The 14,195-nt window shown below is 69.6% G+C and carries 13 protein-coding genes; 5 read left to right on the forward strand and 8 right to left on the reverse strand.

The features are described from left to right. Positions 1-54: 54 nt before the first annotated feature. Genes rsgA through AOP72_RS02705 form a run of 3 tightly spaced genes read right to left on the reverse strand, consistent with a single transcriptional unit; the run spans position 55 to position 2,857 of the window. Complete coding sequence (gene rsgA, locus AOP72_RS02695; RefSeq protein ID WP_062136735.1) at positions 55-1,068, reverse strand: ribosome small subunit-dependent GTPase A; 1,014 nt, start codon at positions 1,066-1,068, stop codon at positions 55-57. Continuing rightward, positions 1,065-2,375 carry a 3-phosphoshikimate 1-carboxyvinyltransferase gene (gene aroA / locus AOP72_RS02700; RefSeq protein WP_062132036.1) on the reverse strand — a complete coding sequence of 437 codons (1,311 nt, stop codon included), beginning with the start codon at positions 2,373-2,375 and terminating at the stop codon, positions 1,065-1,067. The genes rsgA and aroA overlap by 4 nt, the downstream gene beginning before the upstream one ends. Then, positions 2,372-2,857 carry a hypothetical protein gene (locus tag AOP72_RS02705; RefSeq protein WP_062132039.1) on the reverse strand — a complete coding sequence of 162 codons (486 nt, stop codon included), beginning with the start codon at positions 2,855-2,857 and terminating at the stop codon, positions 2,372-2,374. Before AOP72_RS02705 ends, aroA begins: the two co-directional genes overlap by 4 nt. A gap of 85 nt (positions 2,858-2,942) precedes the next feature. Between AOP72_RS02705 and AOP72_RS02710 the strand changes: the two genes are divergently transcribed. Next, entirely contained in the window at positions 2,943-3,629 is a 687-nt protein-coding gene (locus tag AOP72_RS02710) for a sigma-70 family RNA polymerase sigma factor (RefSeq protein WP_193746338.1), read from the forward strand. Next, positions 3,610-3,846: a mycothiol system anti-sigma-R factor gene (gene rsrA / locus AOP72_RS02715; RefSeq protein WP_152650224.1), complete on the forward strand. Its 237-nt coding sequence runs from the start codon at positions 3,610-3,612 to the stop codon at positions 3,844-3,846. Before AOP72_RS02710 ends, rsrA begins: the two co-directional genes overlap by 20 nt. Positions 3,847-3,916: 70 nt before the next feature. On the opposite strand, the gene AOP72_RS13950 is transcribed toward rsrA, so the two are convergent. Continuing rightward, a complete protein-coding gene (locus AOP72_RS13950; protein ID WP_371327667.1) occupies positions 3,917-3,991 on the reverse strand; it encodes a 50S ribosomal protein bL37 in 75 nt (24 codons plus the stop codon). A 128-nt stretch (positions 3,992-4,119) separates the two neighbouring features. Here AOP72_RS13950 and AOP72_RS02720 point away from each other — a divergent pair, with 128 nt between their 5' ends. Beyond that, positions 4,120-5,208 (forward strand): type IV pilus twitching motility protein PilT, encoded by a 1,089-nt coding sequence (locus AOP72_RS02720; RefSeq protein ID WP_062132045.1) that lies wholly within the window; start codon positions 4,120-4,122, stop codon positions 5,206-5,208. A 41-nt stretch (positions 5,209-5,249) separates the two neighbouring features. Here AOP72_RS02720 and AOP72_RS02725 read toward each other — a convergent pair whose 3' ends face one another. The 4 genes from AOP72_RS02725 to AOP72_RS02740 all read right to left on the reverse strand — a co-directional run bounded on the left by AOP72_RS02725 (position 5,250) and on the right by AOP72_RS02740 (position 11,607). Beyond that, entirely contained in the window at positions 5,250-5,858 is a 609-nt protein-coding gene (locus tag AOP72_RS02725) for a GDSL-type esterase/lipase family protein (protein WP_062132048.1), read from the reverse strand. Next, positions 5,855-9,760 carry a multifunctional oxoglutarate decarboxylase/oxoglutarate dehydrogenase thiamine pyrophosphate-binding subunit/dihydrolipoyllysine-residue succinyltransferase subunit gene (locus tag AOP72_RS02730; protein WP_238581587.1) on the reverse strand — a complete coding sequence of 1,302 codons (3,906 nt, stop codon included), beginning with the start codon at positions 9,758-9,760 and terminating at the stop codon, positions 5,855-5,857. The genes AOP72_RS02725 and AOP72_RS02730 overlap by 4 nt, the downstream gene beginning before the upstream one ends. A 117-nt stretch (positions 9,761-9,877) precedes the next feature. Next, positions 9,878-10,690, reverse strand: a complete 813-nt coding sequence (locus tag AOP72_RS02735; protein WP_062132051.1) for an ABC transporter permease — start codon at positions 10,688-10,690, stop codon at positions 9,878-9,880. Then, positions 10,687-11,607 carry an ATP-binding cassette domain-containing protein gene (locus tag AOP72_RS02740; protein ID WP_062132053.1) on the reverse strand — a complete coding sequence of 307 codons (921 nt, stop codon included), beginning with the start codon at positions 11,605-11,607 and terminating at the stop codon, positions 10,687-10,689. The genes AOP72_RS02735 and AOP72_RS02740 overlap by 4 nt, the downstream gene beginning before the upstream one ends. Positions 11,608-11,826: 219 nt before the next feature. Between AOP72_RS02740 and AOP72_RS02745 the strand changes: the two genes are divergently transcribed. Both AOP72_RS02745 and ald read left to right on the forward strand, forming a co-directional pair. Next, the gene (locus tag AOP72_RS02745) at positions 11,827-12,666 is read left to right on the forward strand and encodes a M15 family metallopeptidase (RefSeq protein ID WP_062132055.1); all 840 of its coding nucleotides are present in this window, start codon (positions 11,827-11,829) and stop codon (positions 12,664-12,666) included. A 215-nt stretch (positions 12,667-12,881) separates the two neighbouring features. After that, positions 12,882-13,997, forward strand: a complete 1,116-nt coding sequence (gene ald, locus AOP72_RS02750; protein WP_062132057.1) for an alanine dehydrogenase — start codon at positions 12,882-12,884, stop codon at positions 13,995-13,997. Positions 13,998-14,195 lie beyond the last annotated feature (198 nt).

Below are 14,195 nucleotides of genomic sequence, written 5' to 3' on the forward strand. Positions count from 1 at the left end.
CCAGGCTAGCGGGACCGCGTGAGCCCGAGAGGCCGGCCGGTCAGTACGCGGTGATCACCACGCGTCACCCTCGGCGCGCGAGGCGAGCAGCCGCCGGATCGAGACCACTCGCGCACGCTGATCGGGCGTGGACGCCCACGCGTCGAGCGCGCACCCCGCCTCCTCCGACTCGTGCGTGCAGCCGCGGGGACAGCCTTCCGCTGCCGCCTCGGCCACGTCGGGGAACGCGGCGATGAAGTGCTCGGGGTTGACGTGCGCGAGGCCGAAGGACCGGATCCCGGGGGTGTCGATGATGCGCCCGCCACCCGGCAGGTCGAAGGCGATCGCGGAGGTCGACGTGTGCCGGCCCCGGCCCGTGACGTCGTTCACGATTCCCGTGGTGCGGTGCGCCTCGGGCACGATCGCGTTCACCAGCGTGGACTTGCCCACCCCCGAGTAGCCCACGAGCACCGTCGACCGGCCCTGGAGCCGCTCGCGCAGCTCGTCGAGGCCGGTGAACGTGCGGTCCTCGCCCACCGCGGTCATCGTGGTGGTGAGCAGCGCCACGCCGAGCGGGTCGTACGAGTCTCGGAGCGCATCGGCCGAGGCGAGGTCGCCCTTGGTGAGCACGAGCAGCGCGTCCATGCCGGCGTCGAACGCCGCCACGAGGCAGCGGTCGATCATGCGGGGATTCGGCTCGGGGTCCGCGAGCGACGTGACGATCGCCAGCTGGTGGGCGTTGGCGACCACCACGCGCTCGGTGGGGTCCGTGTCGTCGGCGGTACGGCGCAGTTCGGTGGCGCGCGGCTCGCGTCGCACGATGCGCGCCAGAGAGCCGTCCTGGCCGCTCGTGTCACCGACCACACCCACGCGGTCGCCCACCACCAGCCCGCGGCGCCCGAGTTCTCGGGCCTTCACGGCGGTCAGGGCCACGCCGTCGTCCATGTGGACCGCAAGGCGGCCGCGGTCCACTCCGACGACGGTCCCGGGGACCGCGTCGAGGTGCGCCGGCCGGATCTTCGAGCGAGGACGGGACCCGCGCCGGCCCGGCCGCACGCGAGCGTCTGACTCGTCGTACTCACGCCTCACGGGCGGAGCATCGCCTTCCACATGGCGGGGAACTCGGGCATGGTCTTGGCGGTGGTGCCCACGTTGATCACCTGCGTGCCGTTCACGGCGAGCCCGACGATCGCGCCGAACGTCGCCATGCGGTGGTCCTCGTACGACTCGACGGCGGCGGGGCGGAGGCCCGCCGCGGGCATGCCGCCGAAGGCGAGCCAGTCGTCGCCCGCGTCACACTCTCCGCCGAGGCGCCTGACCTCGTCCTGGATCGCCGCGAGACGGTCCGTCTCGTGCCCGCGCAGGTGCCCGATGCCGGTGAGGCGCGACGGCCCGTCCGCGAGCGAGCACAGCGCCGCGATGGTGGGCGTGATCTCGCCGGCGGGGGACAGGTCGGCTTCAATCCCACGGATGGTGCCGTCGCCGCGGACGGTCATGACGTCGCCCTCGAGGGAGCACGAGCCGCCCATGCGCGCGAGCAGCTCGGGATACAGTGCGCCAGGCTGGGTGGTGCTGGCCGGCCAGCCCGGGATGCGCACCTCGCCACCCGCGACGAGGGCCGCGGCCATGAACGGTCCGGCGTTCGACAGGTCGGGCTCGACCCGCACGTCACGAAGGCGCACCGGGCCCGGGTGCACCACCCACGTGGTCGCATCGGGCTGGTCGATGTGGACGCCCGCCTCGCGCAGCGTCGCACAGGTCATGTCGATGTGAGGCAGGCTCGGAAGGCGCGCGCCCACGTGGCGGATGGTGAGCCCGTGGGGGAGGCGTGGAGCAACCAGCAGCAGGGCCGTCACGAACTGCGACGACGTCGAGGCGTCGACCGCGACCTCCGACGCCACCGCATCGGGCGGGGTGACGGTGCAGGGAAGGGCGCCGCGGCCGTCGTCGTCGACGCGCGCTCCCAGCGCTCGCAGCGCATCGAACAGCGGGGCCATGGGACGCACGCGGGCGGCATCGTCGCCGTCGAACGACACCGGACCATCCGCGAGCAGGACCATGGGCGGCACGAAGCGCATGACCGTTCCGGCGAGGCCGCAGAACACGTCGGCGCCGCCGCGCAGCGGGCCGGGGGTGATAGTCCAGGCGTCGCCAGCGTCGTCCACGGACGCGCCCAGGCTGCGGAGCGCCGCGATCATCAACGCGCTGTCGCGCGATCGCAGGCCACCGCGGAGGCGGACGGGGGTCTCCGACAGGGCCGCCAGCACCAGGTAGCGCGCGGTGAGGGACTTGGAGCCGGGGACGTCGACCAGTGCATCGAGGGGATCGCTCGCGGCAGGGGCCGCCCACGCCTCGCCCGGGCCGGTGCCGACGGGGAGGGTCTCGCCGAGGCTCACTTCTTCTTGGCCGTGACCGATGCTCCGCCGAGCACGTCCTTCTTCGCCTTGACCTTGGCCTTCTTGGCCTTGGCGCGCTTCACCTTGCGCGGGCTGTGGCCGACCGTGGCGGCGAGCAGGGTGCCGCCGAACAGCGACACGTTCTTGAGGAACAACTCGAGCTGCTCCTCGCGGCGCTCCTCGTCGGTCTCGAGCCAGAACGGCCGACCGACCGCGACCGTGGCGGCGGTGAGGCCAGCAAGGACCAATCCCGCGGTGCGGGGCGTGCGCGACAGCGCGAGGATCGATGCGGCTGCGATGGTCGCCATGCCGTGCGCCTTGACCAGGTCAGTGGTGCTGACATCGTCGAGACCCACCTCCTTGAGGGCGGGTTCGAGCACCGGAGCCGAGCGCGCGGCTCGCTTCTGGGGCTCGAGGACTGACTGGACGCCGCCGTAGACGAACCACGTGGCGAGCAGGGGCCGTGCTAGCACTCGGAACATGACACCTACGCTACCAACCTTCGCGCGAGGTGCACGTGGTGAGCGTGGTGGGAATGGCGGCACGGGCGCCAACGTTCTGACCTGCATGACCGCCACCTTGCTTCGCGACCGCAGTGCCGCTACCGGCAGCGTCGAAGCTGGAGTAGGCTCGCCCCTCATGAGTGAGACCGCGCTGGACTTCGAGACCGAGGCGCTGTCGTACATGGATCAGCTGTACGCCGCCGCCCTGCGCATGACGCGCAATGGCGCGGATGCCGAGGACCTGGTGCAGGAGACGTACGCGAAGGCGTTCGCCGCCCAGGACAAGTTCACGATGGGCACCAACCTCAAGGCGTGGCTGTACCGGATCCAGACGAATGCCTTCATCAACACGTACCGCAAGAAGCAGCGTCAGCCCAAGCTGTCCGACGCCGAACAGGTCGAGGACTGGCAGATCGCGGCGGCGGCTGAGCACACCAGCTCCGGACTCGTGTCCGCTGAGCAGGAGGCGCTGGACCAGATCGGCGACGTCGAGGTCAAGCGCGCACTGTCCGAGCTGTCTGAAGACTTCAGGATGGCGGTCTACCTCTCGGACGTCGAGGGGTTCGCCTACAAGGAGATCGCGGAGATCATGGATACCCCCGTGGGCACGGTGATGTCTCGCCTGCACCGGGGGCGCAAGCTGCTCCGTGAGAAGTTGAGAGAATACGCGGCTGAGCGCGGGATCTACGACAAGCGCCCGGCCCCCAATGTGGACAGTGGGGAGGTGTGCCATGCCCGGAAGGGAGTGTGAGGAGGCCCTTGACCGCCTGTTCGAATACATCGACGATGAGCTCTCGGACGATGAGCTCCGCCGCATCGGCGCCCATCTGAAGACGTGCCCGCCGTGTGAGGCAGAGCACAAGATCAAAGAGAAGATCAAGAACCTGACGTCTCGCTCGGGCGGCGACGCTGCTCCCGAGGAGTTGCGCGAGCGCATCCTCGCGTCCATCAGGTCCACTCGCGCCTGACCCCGCAGGCCAGGCATGACGAAGGCCGCACCGGAGTACTCCGATGCGGCCCCGAGTCAGGTGGGATCACTCAGGCGTTGGGACGCTTGCCGTGATTGGCTCCGCCCTTGGCGCGCGCCTTGCGCTTGCGGCCTCGCTTGCTCATCGGGATCCCCCTTTCTTACGCGGACTTGACGAAATCGACTATCTATCTTCCCACACCGCGCTTCACGTTGATGCCCCGGGGCCCTACCCTCGCTCAAGAGACCACCGACCCGTGCCGATGGAGTACCCGTGAGCGACCAGCCAGTATCCGTCATCCCGTTCTTGCACGCCCTCGCATCCACGGGTGGCTCCGACCTCCACTGCAAGGTGGGCTCCGCTCCGCGGGTCCGCGTCGATGGTCGGCTGCGCAAGCTCCAGGTGCCGCCGCTGACCCCCGCCGACACCCGCAACATGGTGGCGCAGGTGCTGCCCGAGGACCTCGTCGCCCAGTTCCGTGACACGCACGAGGCGGACTTCGCCTTCTCCCTGTCCGGCGTGGGTCGATTCCGCGTCAACGCCTATGTGGCGCGCGGCACGGACTGCCTCGTGTTCAGGCGCGTGGCAGTGGGAGCGACCCCGTTCGAGGACCTCGGCCTGCCGCCCGTGATCGCCGACCTCGCGCTCGAGCCGCGCGGACTTGTGCTCGTCACCGGCCCCACCGGGTCGGGAAAGACGACCACGCTGGCCTCCATGGTGGACCTCATCAATACCTACCGCGAGGTCAACATCATCACCATCGAGGACCCGATCGAGGTGCTCCACAGCGACAAGAAGGCGATCATCTCCCAGCGCGAGGTGCGCTCGGACACTCTCGACTTCACCGCCGCGCTGCGTGGCGCGATGCGTCAGGACCCCGACGTCATCATGGTGGGCGAGATGCGCGACATCGAGACCGTGCGCGCCGCCCTGTCCGCCGCCGAGACGGGGCACCTGGTGCTCGCGACGCTGCATACCGTCGACGCACAGGACACGATCAACCGCATCATCGACTTCTTCACGCCCCACGAGCAGAGCCAGGTGCGGTCGACGTTGGCCCAGACCCTGCGCGGCATCGTGTCCCAGCGCCTGGTGCGCAAGGGCGACGGCTCAGGTCGCACCCTGGCCGCAGAGATCATGGTCAACCATGGGCGCATCGCCGAGGCGATCGTCGAGCCGGCGAGCCAGCCGCCCATCACCGACCTGATCGCCGAGGGCGAGTACTACAAGATGCAGACGTTCGATCAGCACCTGTTCGCGCTGGTGCGGGACCGTGTGGTGTCCGTGGACGACGCCGTGGCGATCGCCACCCGTCCGCACGACCTCCAGGTGACGCTGCGAAACTCGGGCGTCATCGTCTGACCCCGACGCGGCCGGCTGCCAGCGTCGGCGCACCGAGGAGGTCAGGCGTCGGGGGCCGACGAGGGGATGCCCAGCCAGTCGTGCCACGTCGAGTGCAGCACGAGCCACGCCATCAGCCCGTAACCGGCCTGGAGCGGCAGTTCGCCGCCGCTCATGGCCATGTCGGTCGCCCACTGTTCGTGCCGCGCGAGCGGGCCGTACATATCGATGTAGGGCACGTCGCGGCGGGCGGCAGACTCTTCGCAGAGAGCGGAGTACTCGGCGACCGCGCGGCGGTCTTCTGCGGCGACGGGGGGCGGCCCGGCGATCATCGTGCGGAAGCCCAGCGCCGATGCGCGGTCGAGGGTGTTCGCCAGGTGCAGTCGCGTCATGGTGGGCGAGATGCCGTGCGACAGGTCGTGCCTGCCGATCGCGAACAGCACGAAGTTGGTGGTGCCGGAGACGCCGTCGGGGCCGATGCGCCGCAGCGCCTCCTCGTCCCAGCGGCTGGTGAGCTCGCCGGTGGTCTCGCCGGGGACGGCGAGGGTGTGGAACCGCAGGTGAGGAGCGAGCGGCAGCGTGCGCGCGGCGACGCGTCCCGCCCACCCCAGCGCCTTGGGGTCCCCGTGACCCGCGACGAGCTCGTCGCCCACGAAGAAGACGTTGCTCATCGCGCGAACGCCCGATCCACCAGGTCGGCCTGCTCCTCCTGGTGCCGCGAGCTCAGGCCCGAGGCGGGGGAGGCGGCCGCCGCACGTGTCACACCCTTGACGGTGCGCTTCATCAGCGGAGGCAGCGTCATCGACAGGTAGCCCCAGGCGCCTTGGTTGCGCGGCTCCTCCTGGACCCACACAAGGCTGGCGTCGCCGTACGGGGCCAGCGCAGCCTCGAGTCCGTCGTGGTCCAGGGGGTAGAGCTGCTCGAGGCGGATGATCGCGGTCGACGTGTCGCCGGACTTCTCTCGCCGTGCGGCGAGGTCGTAGTACACCTTGCCTGCGCAGAGCAGCACCCGGTCCACGCCCTCGGGGTCGACCGTGTCCGCGATGACTGGTTCGAACGTGCCGGAGGTGAAGTCCTCGACCGCCGACTGTGCCGCACGCAGCCGGAGCATCGACTTGGGTGTGAAGACGATCAGGGGCCGGCGCGGCCGGTCGTACGCCTGGCGGCGCAGCAGGTGGAAATAGCTGGCCGGCGTGGACGGCATGGCGGCGATCATGTTGTCCTCGGCGCACAGCTGCAGGAACCGCTCGACCCGTGCGGACGAGTGGTCGGGCCCTTGACCCTCGAAGCCGTGGGGCAGCAGCAGCACCACCGACGATGACTGGCCCCACTTCTGCTCGGCAGAGGAGATGAACTCGTCGATGATCGTCTGAGCGCCGTTGACGAAGTCGCCGAACTGCGCCTCCCACAGCGTGAGCGCATCGGGCCGCTCCACGGAGTAGCCGTACTCGAAGCCCACCACGGCGTACTCGCTGAGCGAGGAGTCGTAGATGTGCAGCTTCGCCTGGTTCGAGCTGAGGTACAGCAACGGGGCCCACTCAGCGCCGGTGGCGCGATCGTGGAACACGGCGTGACGCTGCACGAAGGTTCCGCGGCGGGAGTCCTGTCCCGACAGCCGTACCGGGACGCCCTCCTGCAGCAGGGCGCCGAACGCCAGCAGTTCTCCGTAGCCCCAGTCGATGCCGCCCTCGCGGGTCATCAGCTCACGGCGCTCGAGGAGCTTCGCGAGCTTGGGGTGGACGGAGAATCCCTGCGGCGGGCGAGTGTGGGCGACGCCGATGCGCTCGACCTGCGCGGTGGTCGCGGCCGTCTGCCAGCCCACCATGACGCCCGCGTCCGACGACTGCGATGATGGCAGCTCCAGTCCGGAGATGGACTCGGACTCGGTGCCCTTGAAGCCCTCGCGGGTCTCGATGAACACCCGCTCGAGCTGGGCCAGATAGTCCTGCGAGACCGATTCGGCCTCGTCGGTGGTGATGTCACCGCGGCGGATGAGCGCCTCCGTGTACAGGTGGCGCACGGACCTCTTGGCCTCGATGAGGTCGTACATGCGCGGCTGCGTCATCGACGGGTCGTCGCCCTCGTTGTGGCCGCGGCGGCGGTAGCAGACCATGTCGATGATGACGTCGCGTCCGAAGGCCTCGCGGTACTCGAACGCGAGCCTCGCGGCACGCACGCACGCCTCGGGGTCGTCGCCGTTCACGTGGAAGATCGGGATCTGGAAGCCCTTGGCGATGTCTGTGCAGTAGCGCGTCGACCGCGAGTCGCCCGGCCCCGTCGTGAAGCCCACCTGGTTGTTGATGATCACGTGGACGGTGCCGCCCGTGGTGAAGCCGCGCAGGCCCGCCATGTTCAGCGTCTCCATGACGACGCCCTGGCCGGCGAAGGCCGCGTCGCCGTGAATGAGCACGGGGAGCACGGGGTAGCCATCGGTGGCGGGGTCCGCACCCAGCTGGTCGAGCTTGGCCCGCACGATTCCCTCGAGGACCGGGTTCACGGCCTCGAGGTGAGACGGGTTGGCCGCCAGATACACGTTGGTCGTCTCGCCGGTCTCCGCAGTGAAGACGCCCTCGGTGCCGAGGTGGTACTTCACGTCGCCGGAGCCCTGGACGGACCCGGGGATCGCGGTGCCATCGAACTCGCTGAAGATCTGCGAGTACGACTTGCCGGCCAGGTTTGCGAGCACGTTGAGGCGCCCGCGGTGTGCCATGCCGATGCAGACCTCCTGGATGCCTGCGACGGCGGCGGAGGACATCACGGCGTCGAGCAGCGGGATCAGCGACTCGCCGCCTTCGAGTGAGAAGCGCTTCTGTCCCACGTACTTGGTCTGCAGGAACGCCTCGAATGCCTCGGCGGCGTTCAGGCGACGCAGGACACGCAGGTGTTCCTCACGTGTGGGCTTGGTGTAGCCCTGCTCGAGCCGCTCCTGGAGCCATGCCCGCTGGGCACGATCCGCGATGTGCATGTATTCGACGCCCACGGTGCGGCAGTACGCGTCACGCAGTCGGCCCAGCACCTCGCGCATCTTCCAGCGGTTCTTGCCGCCGAAGCCGCCGGTGGCGTAGTGCCGGTCGAGATCCCACAGCGTGAGGCCGTGGGTCTGCACGTCGAGGTCGGGGTGCTTGCGCAGTCGCGTGCTGAGCGGGTCGACATCGGCCATGAGGTGGCCGCGAGAGCGGTACGCGTGGATCAGCTCGGCGATGCGCGCGGGCTTGGCCGCCTCCGCGTCATCGTTCGTCGCCGAGTCCTGGACCCATCGCACGGGCTCGTACGGCACGCGCAGCGCTACGAACACTCGATCCCAGAACCCATCGAGTCCCAGCAGCTTCTTGTGGACCAAGGAGAGGAAGTCGCCGGACTGCGCCCCCTGGATGACTCGGTGGTCGTAGGTCGACGTGAGAGTGAGGACCTTCGAGACGCCGAGCCGTGCGACGGTCTCTTCCGACGCGCCCTGGTACTCGGCGGGGTAGTCCATGGCGCCCACGCCGATGATCGCGCCCTGGCCCTGCATGAGGCGAGGCACCGAGTGCACCGTGCCGATCGTGCCGGGATTGGTCAGCGTGATCGTGGTGCCCTGGAAGTCGTCGGCCTGCAGCGCTCCGGTGCGTGCCTTGCGGACGATTGACTCGTATGCGGCCCAGAACTTCGCGAAGTCCATGCTGTCGACGCCCTTGACGTTGGGCACGAGCAGCTGGCGAACGCCATCGCCCTTGTCGAGGTCGATCGCGAGGCCGAAGTTGATGTGCTCGGGCGTGCGCATGGCGGGCTTGCCGTCGTCCTCGGCGAACGAGACGTTCATCGCCGGCTGCTCGGAGAGCGCCTCGATGATCGCGTAGCCGATGAGGTGAGTGAAGCTCACCTTCCCGCCGCGCGTGCGGGCCAGATGGTTGTTGACCACGACCCGGTTGTCCATGAGGAGCTTCGCGGGAATGGTGCGCACCGAGGTCGCGGTGGGGACCTCGAGGCTGGCCTCCATGTTCGAGACGACGCGCGCGGCGGGTCCACGCAGGCGCTCGAGCCCGTGCTTGACGTCCTTGGCCGCGAGCATTTTGTGGTCGTGGCGCTGAAGGTAGGCGGCGGTGGGTGCCTGCGCGGTCGCGATCGGCTGGGTGGCGAGCTGCTCGACGTCGGCCGTGGGCTCGGGCGCTGATGCCGCAGATGCGGGGGAGTCCTGTCGCGACACGGGCATCTCCTGTGTCGGGGGCTGGGGCACGGTGCGGCGCTCTGCGGCGGGCGCGGGCGTCGGCGCGGAGGGCTGATCGACGTCCTCGTGGCCGCCCGGTGAGGGCACCGGGCGTTCGGCGCGCGCCGCAGGCTGCGCGGTGGGCTCGTCGCCGGGGCTCGCGGTGCCGGCGTCCGACGCGGTGGCCGGTGTGGCGGCATCCGGTGCCGAGTCGGTCGCCGGGGCTGACCCGGAGGTCGTCGCCGGGGCTTCAGGTGTCGAGTCGCCCTCGGAGGCGCTCGAGGCGCTGGGCGCGCTCGAACCGAGGATGAGCGAGGCGACCGAGGGAGCCCCGGCGTCTCGTGCGACTGACGTGCGGTCAGTAGCTGTCGCGCTGGTGTCGGTGGACACGTCGGGGGCCGCTCACTTTCTTGGCGCGAATGCGTCTAAAGAGGACGTCGATGTTCTTCAATACTCCAGCCTAGACGCTCGGAACAGGTGGACTGTTCCCGTTCCTTGGGCAAATCGTTATGAGATGTCCTTGCGGAAGGTGATCAGCCAACCGATGATCGCGGCGATAAGCGCGTACCCCAGCAGCACGAGCAGCCCGGCCCACGGGGCCAGCAGATCGCCCACCCCTGCAGTGGAGTAGAAGCTCGCCCCTGCGATCGCCTCACCTGCCGCACCCGGCATGAACCGTCCGGCTCCCGCGAGCGGCTCGATGAGGGCGAGAGCGAAACGCACGATGGGTTCGACCAACTGGGTCCAGCCCAGCAGGACGACGATGACGACCACCTGGTTGGTGAGCGCAGTGCCGAAGCCCACGCCGACGAGCCCCCAGGCGGTCAGCGCGACGACGCTCATGCCGAGCGTGCGCCAGATGTCGGCGGAGCCGAGTCCGGTCGGTTCGCCGCCAAGCATCAGCGCTCCCGCTCCCATCGCCACCCCGGTGGACACGCCGACGATCGCGTAGATCAGCGCGAAGGGGATCACGGCGATGAACTTCGCACCGATCACCTTGGCTCTGCTCGGCTCCAGCAGGAGAGTGGTATCGATGGTGCGATGGCGAAACTCGGCCGTGACTGCGAGGGCGCCCACCATGACGGGGAACACGTATCCGAACGACACTGGCAGCGAGTAGATGATCTGGGCTGTGGCGACAGGGTCCGCGCCGGCGCCGCCGCCCTCCACTCCGGATCCGCCGATCTCGTCCGCGAACGCGTACGAGAATCCGATCGCGGCGGTCATGAAGGCCACTCCCGCGACCATGCACCACAACAGCACCCACCACAGCCGGGTGGACCTGATCTTGCGGAGTTCAGAAGAGATCACGGCGCTCATGCGGCCACCTCGGTCTCGGTCGTCGCAGGGGTCTCGGTCAAACGGAGGAACACGTCCTCGAGGCTCTCGCCGGTCTCCTCGAGACCGTGGATCTCGAGTCCGTCGGCGAACGCCGCGGCTCCCACCTCGGCGGCACTCGTGCCCAGGATGAGGGCCTGGCCTTCGCCCTCGACCGTCGCGGTGTCAGGGAAGCGCGTACGGGCGAACTCGACGAGCGCATCGGCCCTGGGGCTCCTCAGCATGACTCCGGGTGCGGCGAGGGCCCGCAGCTCCTCGAGCGAGGACTGGTGACGCAGAGAGCCGTTCGCGATGATCACCACGTCGTCGACGGTCTGCTGGACCTCGCTCAGCAGGTGCGAGCTGAGGAGCACCGTGCCCCCGGCGTCGGCGAATGACCGCAGGAAGGACCTCAGCCACTTGATGCCTGCGGGGTCGAGCCCGTTGGCCGACTCGTCCAGCACGAGGACGTCGGGGCGGCCGAGCAACGCAGTAGCGAGGCCAAGGCGCTGGCGCATGCCGAGTGAGAATCCACCCACCCGCCGGCGTGCGGCGTCCGTCATGCCGACTGCGGCGAGAGCCTCGTGGCAGCGGGCGTCGTCGACGCCCACGAGCGGCGCGTAGCTGCGGAGGTGCTGGAGGGCGGTGCGGCCAGGGTGGAACGCGCCCTCGAAGTGCGCACCCACGATGGTGCCGGGGCGGTGCTGCTTCGTGTAGCTCGCGCCTCCGATGTGGGCGGTGCCCGATGTCGCGGAGACCAGGCCCACCAGGATGCGCAGCGTGGTCGACTTGCCGGCGCCGTTCGGTCCGAGGAATCCGGTGACGCGACCGGGCTGTGCGGAGAAGCTCAGGTCGTCCACGGCGGTGATCGCCCCGTACCGCTTGGTGAGCGAGTCGACCTCGATGGTGCGCGGCTGCATGAGACCTCCGGTGAGCGTGGTGTGCTTCGATGCTAACGGGGTCTCGGGGAAGCGCGATACGCGTCCAAGGCCTGGCAGGTCGCCGCTTTCGGGCTGCGTGACCAATCAGACAGAGGCGAGGGGTGGCGTTCTCCGTTACCAATTGGTTACAATCGGATCCAGGCCGACGCTTCGACGTCGGCCGTACTCGTTCGATTCAGATGGCACCTGGAGGCTCGTGTGAGCACTGACGCGCATGCGTCGGCGCCCCAAGCGTCGCGCTCGTCGCGCCGCGAGCGACGGCTCCTGCAGACGCAGGAGATCCAGGTCCGTCAGACCCACCGCCGCCGCAAGGTGCTCACTCGCACCGGCGTTCTCGCGGGGTTCGTGCTCGCCATGGTCGTGTACCCCGTGATGGGCACCCTGACGCCGTACGCGGATGCCGTCGAGGCCGTGCCGGGAGTCGTCTCGGGTGAGAACCCCTCGACGGCGCGAGCGCTGCTCGGAGGCGGTCCGCAGCTCGTCGAATCCGAACTTCCGCTCCCCGAGGCCGATGCCTCCGCCATCCTCGCGACCTCCGTGCAGATCGAGGTCAGTCAGCACCTCCCCGACTGCAACCCGCTCCAAGGCTGGGAGGGCTACAACGGCAAGCTCTCCGCAGACTCGCTCTGCGACGTCGGCCAGGGCGAGCAGCTCCGCAACGACGCCGCCGTGGCCTTCGCGGAGCTCAACAACCGCTTCGCCCAGGACTTCGGGCGAGACATCTGCCTCTCGGACGGGTACCGCACACTGTCGAGCCAGTACGCCACCAAGCGTTCGCGTGGATTCCTCGCCGCGACGCCCGGCACCTCGGTGCACGGCTGGGGCCTCGCCATCGACCTGTGCAGCAGTGATGCGCGTGGGCCGGCGAAGTCGTGGCTGGAGGAGAACGGCGGGACCTGGGGCTGGGTCAACCCCAGTTGGGCCAAGACCAGCAAGTACGAGCCGTGGCACTTCGAGTACGAGCCCGGTACCGATGAACTCGGAGTCTACGGCTCCTCCTACTGGGCCAACTCCGGCGCCTACCGCTCGTCGAACTGACGTTCTTCCCGCATACGGCTCAGCCATGAGGACCGGGCCCTGGCGCGTGGCGGCCCTGGCCGGACGGCGTGCTGATTCTCCGCCGTGTCGGCCGACGCCTCGTCTCCTGCTGTAGCAGGCTGGGGCGCAGGAACCGGCCTCGACCCGTGGCCGCGACCGTACCCGCCGACGCCCGGTCCACCCGCACCAGGCGCGGCGCGAGACGAGGAGGCGCCATGCGCATCGGCATCCCCCAGGAGACCAAGAACCGCGAGACTCGCGTGGCGCTCACGCCGGAGGGCGCGCGTGCGCTCGTCACCGAAGGCCACGAGGTGCTCGTCGAGCGTGGCGCCGGGGTCGCCGCGTTCCTGCCCGACGCCGCCTACGAGGCTGCAGGTGCGAGCATCGTCTCGACGACCGAGGCGTGGGGTGCTGATCTGGTGCTCAAGGTCAAGGAGCCGGTCGAGAACGAGTACGGGCTCTTGAGGGGGAACGTGCTGTTCACGTTCCTTCATCTGGCGGCGAACGAGCCCCTCGCGGCCGCGCTCGTCCAGGCGGGGACGACCGCCTTCTCGTACGACACCGTCCAGGCGGAGGACGGCAGCCTCCCGTTGCTCACGCCGATGAGCGTGATCGCCGGCCGGCTTGCGACGCTCGAGGGCGGCCACCACCTGCTGAGTTCGCAAGGCGGGCGTGGGGTGCTGATCTCGGGTGCTCCTGGCGTGGCGGGCGCCCGCGTGGTGGTCATCGGCGGCGGCGTGGCAGGCTCCCAAGCGCTCTCCCAGGCGGTGGGCATGGGCGCCGATGCAGTGGTGATCGACCTCGACGAGGCGCGGCTGGCGGAGCTCGCACGGGCGCATGGCGAGGCGGTGCGCACCGTGGTCTCGACACCCGCGGCCATTGAGCGGGAGGTGCTCGCCGCGGATCTGGTCATCGGAGCGGTGCTGGTTCCCGGTCACCGCGCGCCCACGGTCGTGAGTCGCGACACGGTGCTGCGCATGCGCCCGGGGGCCGTGATGGTGGACATCGCGATCGACCAGGGCGGCTGCTTCGAGGTGTCTCGTCCGACGACTCATGACGACCCCGTCTTGACGGTGGGGGAGGTGCAGGTCTACTGCGTTGCGAACATGCCGGGAGCAGTGGGGGCGACGGCGACCGCTGCCCTGACGCACGCCACGCTGCCGTTCATCACGGCGCTCGCGGGGGGATGGCAGCGCGCGGCGGCGGCGGACACGGCGCTCGCTCGCGGCCTCAATACCGATGCAGGAACCGTGCGATACCCCGCAGTGGCCCAGGCGTTTCCTCATCTTCCGGCGGATCTTCCCGCGGCTGGCGCGGAGGAGCCGGAGTGACGATGGGGTAGTCGGCGAGCACCGTCTCCGCAGCGCGACGGCCCTCCGCGACGAGCGCGGCCAGATCGCGCGGCACCCACTGAGAGTGGGTGCCGACCACCGGCCGCACGAGCGTCACGTCCGCCCGGATGACCCACTCGTGCACCTCGAGCTCCGAACCGCCGAGCGCGTCCCACTCGGGAGCGAGCCTCACCCCGA

Origin of the sequence: Demequina aestuarii (genome assembly GCF_000975095.1) — a bacterium.
GTDB lineage: Bacteria > Actinomycetota > Actinomycetes > Actinomycetales > Demequinaceae > Demequina > Demequina aestuarii.

Excerpts from the sequence above, each read along its gene's own strand:
- AOP72_RS02705 (WP_062132039.1), bottom strand. The coding sequence starts at position 2,857 with ATGTTCCGAGTGCTAGCACGGCCCCTGCTCGCCACGTGGTTCGTCTAC.
- AOP72_RS02710 (WP_193746338.1), top strand. The coding sequence starts at position 2,943 with ATGACCGCCACCTTGCTTCGCGACCGCAGTGCCGCTACCGGCAGCGTC.
- rsrA (WP_152650224.1), top strand. The coding sequence starts at position 3,610 with ATGCCCGGAAGGGAGTGTGAGGAGGCCCTTGACCGCCTGTTCGAATAC.
- AOP72_RS02725 (WP_062132048.1), bottom strand. The coding sequence starts at position 5,858 with ATGAGCAACGTCTTCTTCGTGGGCGACGAGCTCGTCGCGGGTCACGGG.
- AOP72_RS02735 (WP_062132051.1), bottom strand. The coding sequence starts at position 10,690 with ATGAGCGCCGTGATCTCTTCTGAACTCCGCAAGATCAGGTCCACCCGG.
- AOP72_RS02740 (WP_062132053.1), bottom strand. The coding sequence starts at position 11,607 with ATGCAGCCGCGCACCATCGAGGTCGACTCGCTCACCAAGCGGTACGGG.
- ald (WP_062132057.1), top strand. The coding sequence starts at position 12,882 with ATGCGCATCGGCATCCCCCAGGAGACCAAGAACCGCGAGACTCGCGTG.